General features: G+C 70.5%; 10 protein-coding genes. 4 read left to right on the top strand and 6 right to left on the bottom strand.

Annotation, left to right across the window (positions count from 1 at the left end; genetic code table 11):
- Positions 1-35: 35 nt before the first annotated feature.
- The 3 genes from pulA to ACQEV2_RS11660 all read left to right on the top strand — a co-directional run bounded on the left by pulA (position 36) and on the right by ACQEV2_RS11660 (position 7,656).
- Positions 36-5,453 carry a pullulanase-type alpha-1,6-glucosidase gene (pulA, locus tag ACQEV2_RS11670; RefSeq protein WP_433039269.1) on the top strand — a complete coding sequence of 1,806 codons (5,418 nt, stop codon included), beginning with the start codon at positions 36-38 and terminating at the stop codon, positions 5,451-5,453.
- Positions 5,454-5,529: 76 nt separating this feature from the next.
- Positions 5,530-7,272, top strand: a complete 1,743-nt coding sequence (locus ACQEV2_RS11665; RefSeq protein WP_433054376.1) for a SpoIIE family protein phosphatase — start codon at positions 5,530-5,532, stop codon at positions 7,270-7,272.
- A 27-nt stretch (positions 7,273-7,299) separates the two neighbouring features.
- Positions 7,300-7,656, top strand: coding sequence for a 5-carboxymethyl-2-hydroxymuconate Delta-isomerase (locus ACQEV2_RS11660; RefSeq protein WP_433039268.1), 357 nt, complete (start codon positions 7,300-7,302; stop codon positions 7,654-7,656).
- 3 nt (positions 7,657-7,659) lie between these two features.
- Here ACQEV2_RS11660 and ACQEV2_RS11655 read toward each other — a convergent pair whose 3' ends face one another.
- From ACQEV2_RS11655 to ACQEV2_RS11635, 5 genes are all read right to left on the bottom strand, one after another.
- Positions 7,660-8,349 (bottom strand): TetR/AcrR family transcriptional regulator, encoded by a 690-nt coding sequence (locus tag ACQEV2_RS11655; RefSeq protein WP_433039267.1) that lies wholly within the window; start codon positions 8,347-8,349, stop codon positions 7,660-7,662.
- A 56-nt stretch (positions 8,350-8,405) separates the two neighbouring features.
- Positions 8,406-9,428: a PDR/VanB family oxidoreductase gene (locus ACQEV2_RS11650; protein WP_433039266.1), complete on the bottom strand. Its 1,023-nt coding sequence runs from the start codon at positions 9,426-9,428 to the stop codon at positions 8,406-8,408.
- A complete protein-coding gene (locus ACQEV2_RS11645; RefSeq protein WP_433039265.1) occupies positions 9,428-10,324 on the bottom strand; it encodes a metal-dependent hydrolase in 897 nt (298 codons plus the stop codon). The genes ACQEV2_RS11650 and ACQEV2_RS11645 overlap by 1 nt, the downstream gene beginning before the upstream one ends.
- Before the next feature lie 75 nt (positions 10,325-10,399).
- Entirely contained in the window at positions 10,400-12,325 is a 1,926-nt protein-coding gene (locus ACQEV2_RS11640) for a hypothetical protein (protein ID WP_433039264.1), read from the bottom strand.
- A gap of 71 nt (positions 12,326-12,396) precedes the next feature.
- The gene (locus ACQEV2_RS11635; protein ID WP_433039263.1) at positions 12,397-12,897 is read right to left on the bottom strand and encodes a tetratricopeptide repeat protein; all 501 of its coding nucleotides are present in this window, start codon (positions 12,895-12,897) and stop codon (positions 12,397-12,399) included.
- Positions 12,898-13,032: 135 nt separating this feature from the next.
- On the opposite strand from ACQEV2_RS11635, the gene ACQEV2_RS11630 reads away from it, so the two are divergent.
- Positions 13,033-13,464: a hypothetical protein gene (locus ACQEV2_RS11630; protein ID WP_433039262.1), complete on the top strand. Its 432-nt coding sequence runs from the start codon at positions 13,033-13,035 to the stop codon at positions 13,462-13,464.
- 105 nt (positions 13,465-13,569) lie between these two features.
- On the opposite strand, the gene ACQEV2_RS11625 is transcribed toward ACQEV2_RS11630, so the two are convergent.
- Positions 13,570-15,147 (bottom strand): DUF1996 domain-containing protein, encoded by a 1,578-nt coding sequence (locus ACQEV2_RS11625; protein ID WP_433039261.1) that lies wholly within the window; start codon positions 15,145-15,147, stop codon positions 13,570-13,572.
- Positions 15,148-15,193 lie beyond the last annotated feature (46 nt).

Raw genomic sequence — 15,193 nt, 5'->3', positions numbered from 1 at the left:
GGACCCAAAGAGCCGTAATCGCAAGGAGTCCATCTGTGATACCGAGATGGCCGACGCCGTCGAGGCGCCGAACCGCCCGTACCGGACGGGTCGCTGCGGTCACCGTGACCGCGCTGGCCGCAGCGCTCGTCCAGCCCCTCGCGGCGCAGGCGGACACCCCGCCTCCGCCCCCGTCCGACGCCAGGCTCGCCGCCGAGCCCGCCCGGCACGACGCCACCCGGGAGCAGTTCTACTTCGTCCTGCCGGACCGTTTCGCCAACGGCGACGTGAGCAACGACAAGGGCGGCCTCACCGGCTCCCGTCTCGCCACCGGCTACGACCCCACCGACAAGGGCTTCTACCAGGGCGGCGACCTCAAGGGCCTGACCAAGAAGCTCGACTACATCAAGGGCCTCGGCACCACCGCCATCTGGATGGCGCCGATCTTCAAGAACCAGCCCGTGCAGGGCACGGGCAGCAACGCCTCCGCCGGCTACCACGGTTACTGGATCACCGACTTCACCCAGGTCGACCCGCACTTCGGGACGAACAAGGACCTTCAGACCCTCATCTCCAAGGCCCACGCCAAGGGCCTGAAGGTCTACTTCGACGTCATCACCAACCACACCGCCGACGTCGTCGACTACGAGGAGAAGTCCTACGACTACCTCGCCAAGGGCGCCTTCCCGTATCTGACGAAGGACGGCAAGCCCTTCGACGACGCCGACTACGCGGACGGGAAGTCCGGCTTTCCCGCGGTCGACGGCGACTCCTTCCCGCGCACCCCGACCGTCCCCGCCGCGAAGAAGAACCTCAAGGTCCCGTCGTGGCTCAACGATCCGACGATGTACCACAACCGCGGCGACTCCACCTTCGCCGGTGAGAGCTCCACCCACGGCGACTTCTCCGGCCTCGACGACCTGTGGACCGAGCGTCCCGAGGTCGTCAGCGGCATGGAGAGGATCTACCAGCGCTGGGTGCGGGACTTCGACATCGACGGCTTCCGCATCGACACGGTGAAGCACGTCAACATGGAGTTCTGGACCCAGTGGGCAACGGCCCTCGACTCCTACGCGGCCAAGCGGGGCCGCGACGACTTCTTCATGTTCGGCGAGGTCTACTCCGCCGACACGAACATCACGTCGCCGTACGTCACCCAGGGCCGCCTCGACGCCACGCTCGACTTCCCCTTCCAGGAGGCGGCACGCCAGTACGCCTCCCAGGGCGGCAGCGCGCGCAAGCTCGCGGGCGTCTTCGGCGACGACTACAAGTACACGACCGACAAGGCCAACGCCTACGAGCAGGTCACCTTCCTCGGCAACCACGACATGGGCCGCATCGGGTACTTCCTGAACCAGGACAACCCGAAGGCCACCGACGCCGAGCTGCTGAAGAAGGACAGGCTCGCCAACGAGCTGATGTTCCTCAGCCGCGGCAACCCGGTCGTCTACTACGGCGACGAGCAGGGCTTCACCGGCTCCGGCGGCGACAAGGACGCCCGCCAGACCCTGTTCGCCTCGAGAACCGCCGACTACCTCGACGACGACCAGCTCGGCACCGACCGCACCCACACGAGCGACGCCTACGACACGAGCGCCCCGCTCTACCGGCAGATCAGCGCCCTGTCCAAGCTCCGCAAGGCCAACCCGGCCCTCGCCGACGGCGTCCAGACCGAGCGCTACGCGGCCGACGGCGCCGGCGTCTACGCCTTCTCCCGCACCGACGCCAGGACGGGCACCGAGTACGTCGTCGCCTTCAACAACGCCGACGACGCGAGGACGGCGACCTTCGCGACCGGTTCGGCCGACATGGCGTTCAAGGGCATCTACGGCACCGACGACTCCCTCAAGAGCGACGGCGACAAGAAGCTCACCGTCACCGTCCCGGCCGGCTCGGCGATCGTCCTCAAGGCGGCCGGCAAGCTCGCCCGGCCCGCCGCCGAGCCGGCGCTCACCCTGAAGGCCCCGGCCACCGGAGCCACCGGCACCGTCGAGATCGGCGCCGACGTCGACGGCGGTCAGCTCAACCGCGTCGTCTTCGCCGCCCAGGTGGGCGACGGCAAGTGGAAGACGCTCGGCTCCGCCGACCACGCCCCGTACAAGGTCACCCAGACCATCGGGAAGGACGTACCGGCCGGAACGGCCCTGCGCTACAAGGCGGTTGTCAGCGACTCGGCCGGACGCACGGCGAGCGCCACGGCGGCCTCCACCACCGGCACCCCGCCCGCCGAGGAGCCCCCCACCGCCTCCTCCCGCGACTACGCGATCGTCCACTACAAGCGCACCGACGGCGACTACGCCGACTGGGGTCTGTACGCCTGGGGCGACCTCGCCGACGGCGAGTCCACCAACTGGCCGGACAGTCACCCGTTCACCGGCCGGGACGCCTACGGCGCCTTCGCCTACGTCAAGCTGAAGCCCGGCGCCTCGACGGTCGGCTTCCTCGTCATCGACAAGCAGGGCAACAAGGACGTCTCCGCGGACCGCACGATCGACGTCACCAAGACCGGCGAGATCTGGGTCGAGCAGGGCAAGGAGGCCGTCCGCACCGAGAAGCCCGCGGCCGACTACCCGGCCCCCGACAAGACCAAGGCGGTCCTCCACTACCACCGCGCCGACGGGAACTACGACGGCTGGGGCCTGCACGTCTGGACGGGCGCCGCGAACCCCACCGAGTGGTCGAACCCCCTGAAGCCGGTCAAGACTGATGCGTATGGCGCAGTCTTCGAGGTACCGCTCACCGACGGTGCCACCAGCCTCAGCTACATCATCCACAAGGGCGACGAGAAGGACCTGCCCGCCGACCAGTCGCTCGACCTCACGGCCAACGGTCACGAGGTGTGGCTGTTGAGCGGCCAGGAGAAGTACCTGCTCCCGCAGCCCGCGGGCTCCGCGGCCGCGCTCGACCTGACCACCTCCAAGGCGGTCTGGATCGACCGGAACACGGTCGCCTGGAACGGCTCCGAGGCGGCCGCCTCCACCCAGCTGCTGTACAGCCGGGACGGCTCGATCGCCGTCAAGGACGGCGCGCTGACCAGCGACGACGAGCGCTGGCTGCGCCTGTCCAAGACCGCCCTCACCGACGCCCAGAAGGCGAAGTTCCCGCACCTGAAGAACTACACCGCCTGGTCCGTCGACCCCCGCGACCGCGACCGGGTCCGCGAGGCTCTGCGCGGCCAGGTCGTCGCCTCCCAGCGCGCCGCCAACGGTGCCGTCCTGGCCGCGACCGGCGTCCAGATCGCCGGCGTCCTCGACGACGTGTACTCCGGCGCGACGAAGGCCGACCTCGGGCCGACCTTCGACAAGGGCCGTCCGACGCTGGCCGTCTGGGCGCCCACGGCACAGTCGGTCGAGCTGGAGATCGGCGACTCCACGGTCGCCATGAAGCGGAACGACACGACCGGCGTCTGGTCCGTCACCGGTCCCAGGTCCTGGAAGAACAAGCCGTACCGGTACGTCGTCCAGGTCTGGGCGCCCAGCGTCCGCAAGGTCGTCACCAACAAGGTCACCGACCCCTACTCGGTCGCCCTCACCGCGAACTCCGAGCGCAGCCTCGCCGTCGACCTGCGGGACAGGTCCCTGGCGCCGACGGGCTGGTCCACGTACACCAAGCCCAAGGCCGTCCCGCTGAACGACGCCCAGATCCAGGAGCTGCACATCCGGGACTTCTCGGTGGCGGACAAGACGGTGCCCGCGAAGGACAAGGGCACCTACCTCGCCTTCACCGACAAGCTCAGCGACGGCTCCAAGCACCTGAAGAAGCTGGCCGAGGCGGGCACGTCGTACGTCCATCTCCTGCCCGCCTTCGACATCGCCACCATCCCGGAGAAGAAGTCCGAGCAGGCGACCGTCGACTGCGACCTGGCCTCCTTCCCGGCCGACTCCGACAAGCAGCAGGAGTGCGTGGCGAAGATCGCCGCGAAGGACGCCTACAACTGGGGATACGACCCGTACCACTACACGGTCCCCGAGGGCTCGTACGCGAGCGACCCCGACGGCACCGCGCGCACGGTCGAGTTCCGCAAGATGGTCAAGGCGCTCAACGAGGACGGCCTGCGGGTCGTCATGGACGTCGTCTACAACCACACCGCGGCGAGCGGCCAGGCGGACACCTCCGTCCTGGACCGGATCGTCCCCGGCTACTACCAGCGCCTGCTCGCCGACGGCTCGGTGGCCAACAGCACCTGCTGTGCCAACACCGCCACCGAGAACGCCATGATGGGCAAGCTGGTCGTCGACTCGATCGTCACCTGGGCCAAGGAGTACAAGGTCGACGGCTTCCGCTTCGACCTCATGGGCCACCACCCGAAGGCCAACATCCTGGCGGTCCGCAAGGCCCTGGACGAGCTGACCCTCGCCGAGGACGGCGTCGACGGCAAGAAGATCATCCTGTACGGCGAGGGCTGGAACTTCGGCGAGGTCGCCGACGACGCCCGCTTCGTCCAGGCCACGCAGAAGAACATGGCCGGCACCGGCATCGCGACCTTCTCCGACCGGGCCCGGGACGCCGTACGCGGCGGCGGACCCTTCGACGAGGACCCGGGCATCCAGGGCTTCGCGTCCGGGCTGTACACCGAGCCCAACTCCTCGAAGAACAACGGGACTCCGGAAGAGCAGAAGGCCCGTCTCCTGCACTACCAGGACCTCATCAAGGTGGGCCTGTCCGGCAACCTCGCCGCCTTCCGTTTCACGGACACCGGCGGCAAGGAGGTCAAGGGCTCCGAGGTCGACTACAACGGTCAGCCCGCCGGTTACGCGGACGCACCCGGCGACGCCCTCGCCTACGCCGACGCGCACGACAACGAGTCGCTGTTCGACGCCCTCGCCTTCAAGCTGCCCGCTTCGGTGAGCGCCGCCGACCGCGCCCGTATGCAGGTCCTCGCCATGGCCACGGCCGCCCTCTCGCAGGGCCCGGCCCTCTCCCAGGCCGGGACCGACCTGCTGCGCTCCAAGTCGCTGGACCGCAACTCCTACGACAGCGGCGACTGGTTCAACGCCATCCACTGGAACTGCGCCGACGGCAACGGCTTCGGGCGGGGGGTGCCGATGGCGGCCGACAACGCGTCCAAGTGGCCGTACGCCAAGCCGCTGCTCGGCAGCGTCAAGGTCGGCTGCGAGCAGATCGAGGGCGCCTCGGCGGCGTACCGGGACCTGCTGCGGATCCGTACGGCGGAGGGCGCCTTCTCCCTCGGCACGGCGGACCAGGTGCAGTCGAAGCTCTCCTTCCCGCTGTCCGGGAAGGACGAGACGCCCGGCGTGATCACCATGCGCCTCGGTGACCTCGTCGTCGTCTTCAACGCGACGCCCCAGAAGCAGGAGCAGCGGATCGTTTCGCCGGCCGGCCAGGACTATCGGCTGCATCCGGTGCAGGCCTCGGGTGCGGACCCTATCGTCAAGTCGTCGTCCTATCAGCAGGATTCCGGAACGTTCGCCGTTCCGGGGCGTACTGTCGCCGTCTTCTCACTGATCCGCTGATACGGCTACTACCTTGAGTGGGGCGGACCCGGTCACCGGGCCCGCCCCACTCGTGCATATCCAGGGGCTCCCGACGATGGACGGTTACGGCATGCAGTCCAGCGCGACCGTGATGGTCGTCGACGACGTCTCGGCCAACCGCTTCGCCATGGGCGCCGTGCTGCGCCGCGCGGGGCACGGCGTCGTACCGGTGGCGAGCGCGGGCGAGGCGCTGATCGAGCTCGACGCACGGCTGCGCGCGGGCGCCCTGCCCGACGTGGCCCTCGTCGACGTCGGGCTGCCGGACATGAGCGGCTTCGAACTGTGCCGCCGGGTCAAGGCCCGGCCGTCCACGGCCGCGCTGCCCGTCGTCCACTTCTCCGCCATGTCAGTGGACGCGGGGGACCGGTGCCGGGGGCTCGACGCGGGCGCCGACGCCTATCTGACCGTGCCGGCCGAGCCGGGCGAGATCGAGGCCGTCGTACGGGCCGCCGTCCGCGGGGCACGCCGACGCACCGCCGCCGAGGCACTCGCCCACCGGCTGACGGTGCTGTCCGAGGCGATCGTCAGCGTGCAGGCCGCGCGCTGCCTGGAGGAGCTGGCCGACGCGGCGGCCGTGGGTGCCGCCCGGCTCACCGGCACCCCCGCCGTCGTCTTCGTCGTCGGCCCGGACGGCCAATTGCACCTGGGCAGCTCCCGCAGGCGGCTCCTGCTCCCCGATGCCGTGGCGCACGAGGAGGCGGCCCGGCTGATCGTCCTGCTCGCCGAAGGCCGGGGACCGGGGCGCCTGGGCGTGCACACCTCCGTCGTCCCCGCCTCCCTGTGGCCCACCGGTTTCTTCCGCCCCGGCGTCCAAGAGGACGCCCGCCTGGTCCTGGCGTCGGCCGAGGAGGGCCGGACCCAGGTGTGCATCGCCACGCCGAACCTGAGCACCCCTGGCGAATTCAGCTGCGGATCGGCAGTGCCCCCGAGGGGCGCGGGGCTGTATCAATATGCGGCTCCGCCGGGGGGCGCGACCAGCCACGACGAACCCGCAGACGACCACCAGCACGACGCGGCACTTCCTGTCACGGCACTGCCCGCGGAGCGCCTCGCTCAGGCCACCGCCCTCGCCGCCGAACCCCTGCTCATGTACCAGGCGGAGCGGGACATCGCCCTCACCCTCCAGCACAGCTTCCTGCCCCAGCCGCACCGGCTGCCCGACCTGCCGGGCGTCGACCTCGTCGTGCGGTACGTGCCCGCCTCCCGGCAGACCGAGATCGGCGGCGACTTCTACGCCGCCCTGCGCACGGGCGAGGGGGTGCTCACCGCGGTCGGGGACGTCGTCGGGCACTCGCTGGACGCGGCCACCGTCATGGTCGAGATGCGGCACGCGCTGCGCGCCCACTGCGTCGAGGAGAGCGACCCGCGGGTGCTGGCCGGACGGCTCGACCGGATGCTGCAGCACTATCACCCCGATGTCACCGCCACGGTCTGCCTGGCCCTCGTCGACCCCGGCACCGGGCGGGTGCGGATCGCCAACGCGGGCCACATTCCGCCGCTGATCGTGCGCGAAGGGGGCGCCGCCGAGTACGCCCCCGTGTCCGGTCCGCTGCTCGGGCTGGGCCTCGACCGGCCCGAGCCGAGCGAACTGCTCCTGTCCGGCAAGGACCGGCTCCTCATGGTCACCGACGGTCTCATCGAGACCCGCGGAGTCGACCTCGCCACCTCCATGGAGCAACTGCGCACGGCCGCCGCCGACGCCCCGTCCAGCCTCGACGCGTTCTGCGACACCCTCCTGGGCTGCTTCGGGCGGGGCCGGGAGGACGACATCGCGATGCTGGCGCTGAGGTTAGGGTGAGCGCGTCGCCGTAGAACAGGAGTGCCCATGCCGCAGATCACCGTCGACTACTCCGCGCCGCTCGCCGACGGCTTCGACCGGAACGGCTTCGCGCTGGCCCTGCACGATGCGGTGGTCGAGATCGCGGCCGCGAAGTACGAGGCGTGCAAGACGCAGTTCCGGGCCACCGAGGACACGACCGTGGGCCGGGACGCGGACGGTCACGCGGTCGTCCACGTCACCCTGGGCCTGCTGGCGGGGCGTACCGACGAGACGAAGGTGCAGCTCACGGAAGCCGTACTGGAGCTGCTGCGCGCCTATGTGAAGCCCGCCGAGGGCACCGCGCTGCACGCGTCCGCCGAGGTGCGCGACCTCGATCCGTCGTACCGGAAGTTCGACAGCTGAGCCTCAGGACGTCAGCGAGATCAGCCGGCCGACCAGGTCGCTGAACGGGCCGTCGGCCGGCTCGTCCTTGAACATGCGGCGCAGCAGGTCGCCCATCTCGTCGTCGTAGGCGGCGCTGACGGCGGCCAGCGCGGCGAAGTCGTGCACGAGCTGGACCTCCAGCTCGGCGCGCGGGATGCGCCGGCCGTCCAGCCAGATCAGTGCCGTCGACTCGGCGAGCGAGATCCAGGAGCGGACGACGAGTTCCAGCCGCGCGGGTGGGTTCTCCACCCGCAGATGCGAAAGGATCTGGACATACGCGGCCTGCCGTACGGAGTCGATGAGCGCGTTCGTCGCCGTCGAGCCGACGGCCGGGCCGCCGCGCATCAGCGCCGAGAAACCGGGGCCGTGCTCGTCGACGAAGTCGAAGAACCGGCGCATCACCCGCAGCAGCCGCGCCCCCAGCGGCCCCTCCCGCGGCTCGACGAACCGGCCCGCCAGTTCCTCCGACGCGCGCTTCAACGCCGCCTCGTACAGGCTGAGTTTGCCGGGGAAGTAGTGATAGACCAGCGGACGCGAGATGCCCGCGGCCGACGCTATCTCGTCGATGGAGACCTCGTCGGGCGAGCGCTGACTGAACAGTTCGAGGGCGACGCCGATCAACTGCTGCCGCCGCTCCTCGACTCCCATTCTTCGCCGTACCCCGGTAGTCATGCGAACACCTTACCGATCGAATCCGGCCCCGAACGGACCGGACCGACCACAGGTGTTCACATATCCAGTACGAGTCGATCACTCCGCGCCCGCGACACACAGATCAGCATGGAGTCGGCCCGCTCGGCGTCCGTCAGCAGCTCGTCCCGGTGGTCCACCTCGCCCTCCAGCACCCGCTGTTGGCACGTCCCGCAGAAGCCCTGCTCGCAGGAGTACGCCGTATCGGGCAACTCGGCGCGGACGGCGGCCAGTACGGTCGAGTCGGCGGGGACGGTCAACGTCCGCCCGCTGCGCCGGAGTTCGACCTCGAAGGCATCGCCGCCCGAGGTGCGCGGCGTGAACCGCTCCAGGTGGACCCCCGGGAACCGCTCCTCCAGCGCGGCCATCAGCCCCTCCGGCCCACAGCAGTAGACGGCGGCCTCCTCGGGTACGCCCGCGAGGAGTACGTCGAGTTCGGGAATCCCCTCCACGACGGTCACCCGATCCCCGCCGAGCTTCTCGACCTCCTCCAGGAACGGCATCGAGGCGCGGCTGCGCCCGCAGTACACCAGCCGCCACTCGGCATCCTCGGGCAGCGCCCGCAGCATCGGCAGGATCGGGGTGATGCCGATGCCGCCCGCCACGAACACGTACGACCCGGCCTCGACCAGCGGGAACCGGTTCCGCGGTCCCCGCACCTCCAGCTCCGTCCCCTCCCGCACCTGCTCGTGCACCTCACGCGAGCCGCCCCGCCCGTCCGGGACCAGCCGGGTCGCCACGGTGTACGACGAGCCGTCCTCCGGATCGCCGCACAGCGAGTACTGCCGCACCAGCCCCGAGGGCAGCACGAGGTCGAGATGCGCGCCGGGCTCCCAGCGCGGCAAGTCGTGCCCCTCCAGGCGGAGTTGCACGACCCCTTCGGCGACCTCCTCGCGCGAGGTCACCAGCAGACGCAGCGCCCGTGACCGGGGCCGCCCGGAGACCGGCTCCTCCAGGGCGGGCATCGGCCACAGTGGCGAGGCCTGGATACGGCGCCGCATCGCCCGCCGGGCGAGCAGGGCGGCACCGGCGACGACGGCGACGGTCCGGAGCTTGGGCATCAGGCAGCACCCTTCGCGGACTTCTCGGCCGTCTCGGCGGCCCGGGCGGCGGGGGAGGAGGCCAGGTAGGCGACGGCCTGGGCGGTGGAGCCCTCCTGGGAGGGGTGATACGTCCGGCTCAGATACCGGGGGATCGACTTGACCATGTCACCGGTGGCAGGGAGCAGACCCCGGCGGCCACGGACGTACAGGCCGTTGAAGCTCGCCTTTCCGTTGATGAGCGTCGGATCGTTCTCCATGAAGAAGCGCGCCCCGCGCTGCCACAGGAAGACAATGGCCGTGAACGCGGTCGCCCACGTCCGCACGCGCCGCCGGTAACTTCCGTCGACGTGCATGAACAGGTCGAAGGCGACCGACCGGTGCTCGACCTCCTCGGCCCCGTGCCAGCGCAGCAGGTCCAGCATGGTCGGGTCGGCGCCGCGGCGGTCCAGCTCCTCGGCGTTGAGCACCCAGTCGCCGAGGAAGGCGGTGTAGTGCTCGATCGCCGCGATGAGCGCGACCCGCTCCATCAGCCACCACCGCCGCGCCCGGCCCGGCGGGAGCGTGCGGTCGCCGAGCAGCTTCTCGAAGAACCAGTCGACCTGGGCGGTGTACGGCGTCGGATCGAGCCCCTGCTCCCGCAGATGCGGCAGCACCTCGTCATGGGCCTGCGAGTGCATCGCCTCCTGCCCGATGAACCCGATGACGTCCTCGCGCAGCCGCTCGTCGCGGATGTACGGCAGCACCTGCTTGTAGACGTGCACGAACCACCGCTCGCCGGCCGGCAGGAGCAGATGCAGCACGTTGATGGTGTGCGTGGTGAGGGGATCACCGGGCACCCAGTGCAACGGGGTGTCGTCCCAGGAGAAGGACACCTTGCGGGGCTTGAGGGGCACCCGGTCCTGCGTATTAGACATGGCGTCAATGTACTGACGGGTAGGTCGTCGGTGAACCCCCGTGCACGACCTTGTTTACGCGACTGTCAGCAAGGCTCACTGAAGCCCGTTGATCGACCGACCGCTCTCCAGCGTGCCCTTCAGCTCCGCCTGCGCGCCCTGCTTGGCGCGCTCGGCCAGCAGGCTGCCCTCGGAGGTGCCCTGAACGCCGCCCGTGGCCCGGATCGACTCCGTGTCCCGGGTGCCCGCTGCCAGCAGATACCAGCCGCCCGTCTGCGCCTTCCACAGCACCCCGGCCAGCACATGCGGATCCCGCGCCCCGCACGCCGCCACGTTCTGCGCCTTGGCCACCACCGCCGCGTGCGTCGCGCCCGGCGTCCGGAACTGGGCCAGCACCCGCTCTCCGCCGCCCCGCCAGGTCTCGGCACGCGTGCACACCCACTCCGCCGAGCCGGTCCCGTCGGGCAGCGCCTGCTGGGCATAGGCCCAGGCGTTGACCGTCCGCACACCCGCGGAGCGCATCGCGCCCAGCCAGCAGGAGTACGGCGCCCAGGTGCGCAGCGCCTCCGGACCGGCCGCGTCCTTGACCGACCCGGGACGGCCGGTGGTGAGGCGGGCCGGGACCAGTTCGGCGAGGTCGGTCACCAGACGGGTGCCGGTGCTGTCGGACAGCTGCAGGGCGTTCCACGAGGTGCAGGTGCCGGTCTGCTGGGCCGCGGGGCTCGCCATCGGTGCGGTGACACCGTCGGTCACGGTGAGGTTCATCGGTCCGGTGCGCGGCTTCAGCAGGTCCCGCTCCGCCGCCGACTTCACCCAGGGCGCCAGCAGATAGCGGACGTTGCCGTCGACCCGGCTCACCACCACCGCACCGGCCTCCGCCCTGGTCGCGCCGTCCACCCGGGAGAAGTCCAGGGCGGCGCCGGCCGTGCCGTCCTGCGGTTCGGCGTAGCGGGCGATGCGCAGGCCGTCGTAGAGGATCACCACGCGCGCGTTGTCGATGCTCCCCGCGTACAGCAGCTGCGGCGCGCCGGGCGGGCCGCCCGCCGGGGTGCCGGGCGTCGCCGAGACCTGGACCTTCTCGCCGGGGCGGGCCCATACGGCGAGCGCGCGGCGCAGCAGGGCCGAGTCGTCCGTGAGGTCGCCGCGCGCGGGCCACACGGAGAAGTCGGTGCGGGCGGAGGACTGCCAGGCCAGCGCGGGAACCTTGGTCAGCTGGGCCGGATCGAGGGCGGCCTCGGCCGCCGGGTTCTGCGCGTACGGGGGAGCGGCGGGACCGTCCGGGCTCCAGCCCTCGCCGGGCAGGCCGAGCAGGGCCCCGGACACCAGGAGGGCGGCTGCGGCGGCCAGCGCGGCCTTCGTGTGCTGCCTGCGCCGCATCAGGTCGGTGGGCCGGGCATGGAGGGAGCACGGGTCGAACTCCGCGGAGTCGAGCAGCGCGTACTGCGCCTCGACCGTGTCCGCCTCCTCCAGCGCCTCGTCCACGTCGTCGACACCGGCCGCCGTCAGCACCTCGGCCACGTCGTCGTCGGTGAGCTTCTCCAGGCCGCGCAGGACGTAGGCGGCCCGCGCCGGGCCGGACAGCGCCGACAGCCCTTGGTCCAGGGCGAGTTCATCGGCGCCGCCCGACCTGGGGAAGAGGCGCAGGCCCCACACCTGGGGCAGCAGCGGCGGCAGTTGGGAACGCTTGGGCCAGGCCAGGCGCTTCAGCGGCCGGCCCGCCTCCAGCGCCGTCCGCAGCACGCGCAGGCGGAGCAGCGCGTACCCGGGGTCGCCTTCCCGGCCGGTCGACTGGGCCGGGATCACGGGCGTCGCCGCCGCCCGGCCCCGGGGCAGCGCGCGCTGGGTGAGGGAGTGCGCGGTCACCACGCGCCGGTTGCGGCCGAGGCTCGGCGGCAGCACCAGGTAGGCGAGCCGGACGAGGCGCGGATAGTGCTCGACGAGCGCGGCCTCGGCCCGCTCGACGTCGACGACCGGGTCGTCCGAGGCGGGAGCGGGGCGCGGGGCGACATCCTGTGACTGCACGTTCAGCAGAACGAGCGAATCGGCGGTAGGTCACCGCCGGATGGACCACCCGGACCCGGTCCCGAGCCCAGTCAGCTCTCGTCCTCCAGCAGGAGACGGGCGTAGTTCGCCATCGAGCGCTGGTAGCGCGGGAGATGAGGTGCGAGGGCGCCCAGCACGAGGGACAACCCCTCACGGTCCCGCCCGAGGCTCGACAGGCACAGCGCCAGCGTGGCTCGTACCGCGTCGTCCAGCTCGTCGGAGGGCGCATCCAGTTCGGGCGTCAGGAGCTTGACGCCCTCCTCGGTCTGCCCGATGTTCCGCAGGGAGCTGGACAGCTGGATCTTGGCCCGCCGTCCCTTGTAGCCGGTCAGCCCCCGGGCGAGCGCCTCCCGGTACAGCGGCACCGCCTTGTCCGAGTGCCCCGTGGAGTCCCAGGCGCAGGCCTGCTCGAAGGGGCCCAGGGGGCTGTCGTCGGGCAGTTCGGCGACGAGGGAGTCGATCACCGCCCGGAAGTCGGCCGCCTCGGTCTCGGCGTAGTCGTCGAAGGTGGCCCACGCGGCGGTGACGCGATCTTCCCAGTCCTGGTTCACCGGCTCACCCTCGCACACGCGTATGGGGGACCGCACCGGTATTTTGAGCGCTCCGGGCGCCGGAGCCGTATCGAACATGAGGGCCCCTCGCCGGGGCTCCGTACGGCATGTCGCCGGAAGGGACCGGAGGAACAGATGAGGTTGACCCGACCGAGGCTCGCGCTGGCCGGCGCGGCGGCGATACTGGCGGTGGCGGGCTGCGGATCCGACGGGGGCAGTGAGGCCGCCGTGCCCGAGACCGCCACCGGCAGCCTGGAGCACCTGGCCGCCGAGGTGAAGTGCAAGCCGAACATGCAGACCGACGCCGACGAAATCCGGCAGGCCCTCTGCAAGAACACCGACGGCAAGTTCGTCCTCGCCACCTTCGCCACCGACCGCGGCCAGCGCGAGTGGCTGAACGGCGCGAAGGACTACGGCGGCTACTACCTCGTGGGCCGCAAGTGGGTCGCCGTCGGCCAGGAGAAGACGGTCACGGCGCTGCAGAGCACGCTCGGCGGGACCATGGAAGAGGGGTCGGAGCACATGAACCCCGGCGGCAGTCACAACAGCGGCAGCCACCACGGCTGACCGGCCCGAAAGGCAGCAGAAACCGAAGGGCAGCAGAAAGGGCAGCGGAAAGCCGGCGGTGGGAAATCCCACCGCCGGCTTTCCGCTGTTCCTACCGGCTCACGACTACTGGCAGTCCTGGCCGCTGTTGATGCAGTTGACCACCTCGTTCATCGTGTTCTCGTCGAAGAAGTTGATGAAGTCGTTGTGGTCGGTGATCGGCTTGTGCAGCTGGTCCGGGAAGGAGTCCACCGCGAACGCGTTCTGGACCTGTCCGTTCTCGATGGTCGGGGCCGGAACGTCGTAGACCAGACGCACCTGGAGCTGGGGGATCGCCTGGAAGCCGTTGGCGCAGGTGCCGTCGGCCTGGACGAACGCCACGTGGGTGCGGTGGTTGGCGCTGTCGATGTTCTGGCCGTCCCAGCAGCTCTGGAAGTTGCTCGTCCGGACCACCGAGCTGCCCTCGGGGCAGATCGGGTACTTGTCGTGCAGCTGCACCTTGTCCTCGAAGCCGGTGCAGCTCCAGTTCGCGTTGGCGTTGTTGTTGCCGTTGACGAAGGACTTGGCGTCACCGGTGATGATGCGCAGGGCCTCCGGCATCGCGACGACATCGCTCGTCTTGTTGCCGACGAACTTCAGCTCCGCCTCGCTGGCCTGGATGATCGTGCCGACGTTGCCGTCCTGACCGCCACCGGGGGCGTTGGCGTCGATGTCGTTCTGACCGTCCTGCACGCGCAGCACCGGCCAGAAGTACGACGACCTGTCACCCTGGTTCTGGCATGTGGTGTCGCCGTTGGCCAGGTCCTCGTCGCTCGCGAACGCGTTGTTGGCCTGGTTGCCGACGTAGTCGTGCTGGTGCTGGGCACCGTTGCTGACACCGGGGGCGACGATCACGTTGTCCGAGTTGCGGTTCTCGTTCTCGTTGGTACCGCAGTTCGTGGTGAAGCTGCCCGTCGAACCGGAGTCCCCGTTCGCGGGGAGCCCGTTCGCCCCCACGCCCAGCTGGGCGTTGCCCTGGACCTGGGTGATGTCCACGAAGTCGTCCGCCGACGGGCCGTTGCCGGCCTGGCCGCCGTTGCCCTGGTCCTGACCCTGGTCCTGGCCGTCCTGGCCGTCCTGGTTCTGGTCCTGGCCGTCCTGGTTCTGGTCCTGACCGTCCTGGCCGTCCTGGTTCTGGTCCTGGCCGTCCTGGTTCTGACCGTCGCCGGCGTTGCCGTCGTTGGTCTCCGGCTGGTCGGCCGGGACGCCCTTGCACTCGGCCAGCTGGTCGAGCCCACCCGGCGCGGTTCCGCCCACGCGCCGGATGTTGATGCCGATCCGGTCGAGCGTGGCCGTCCGCTTGGACTTCAGCGGACCGAGGATCGCGTTGTTGACGAAGCCGGCGTCCCCCGCCTGGGCCTGGCGCGTGTCCGCGAGACGCTTGTAGGCCTCCGTGATCTGCTGGTCGAGCAGCGCCAGCTCCTTGGCGACGCCCTTGCGCGCGCTTCGCGGCACGTTCGTCAGCTGCTGGCCGACGTCCGGGCAGTCGATCGTGGCGACCTGGGCGCCCGCGGACTTGGTCCGGTTCCACCCGGACTGGTCCTCGTGTGCCGAAGCATAGAAGTTGGCCCAGACAAGCCCGCCCCCACCGAGCGCTAGGGCCGCCGATGCGGCTATGGCCTTGGTGGCCAGCGGCGTACGGCGTTTTCGTGTGTTGCGTCCCATGGAACTCCTCTGACTTCCTTTTTCGGGGCATCGAGGCGCCCGACAG

The sequence above is a fragment of the Streptomyces sp. CA-251387 genome (genome assembly GCF_050936625.1).
GTDB lineage: Bacteria > Actinomycetota > Actinomycetes > Streptomycetales > Streptomycetaceae > Streptomyces.
Note: the sequence above shows the minus strand (reverse complement) of the source record. Positions and strands in the feature narration are given on the sequence as shown.

What these genes read in the sequence shown, in the direction of transcription:
- ACQEV2_RS11655 (WP_433039267.1), bottom strand. Translation starts at nt 8,349, where the DNA reads ATGACTACCGGGGTACGGCGAAGAATGGGAGTCGAGGAGCGGCGGCAG.
- ACQEV2_RS11645 (WP_433039265.1), bottom strand. Translation starts at nt 10,324, where the DNA reads ATGTCTAATACGCAGGACCGGGTGCCCCTCAAGCCCCGCAAGGTGTCC.
- ACQEV2_RS11650 (WP_433039266.1), bottom strand. Translation starts at nt 9,428, where the DNA reads ATGCCCAAGCTCCGGACCGTCGCCGTCGTCGCCGGTGCCGCCCTGCTC.
- ACQEV2_RS11630 (WP_433039262.1), top strand. Translation starts at nt 13,033, where the DNA reads ATGAGGTTGACCCGACCGAGGCTCGCGCTGGCCGGCGCGGCGGCGATA.
- ACQEV2_RS11625 (WP_433039261.1), bottom strand. Translation starts at nt 15,147, where the DNA reads ATGGGACGCAACACACGAAAACGCCGTACGCCGCTGGCCACCAAGGCC.
- ACQEV2_RS11665 (WP_433054376.1), top strand. Translation starts at nt 5,530, where the DNA reads ATGGACGGTTACGGCATGCAGTCCAGCGCGACCGTGATGGTCGTCGAC.
- ACQEV2_RS11660 (WP_433039268.1), top strand. Translation starts at nt 7,300, where the DNA reads ATGCCGCAGATCACCGTCGACTACTCCGCGCCGCTCGCCGACGGCTTC.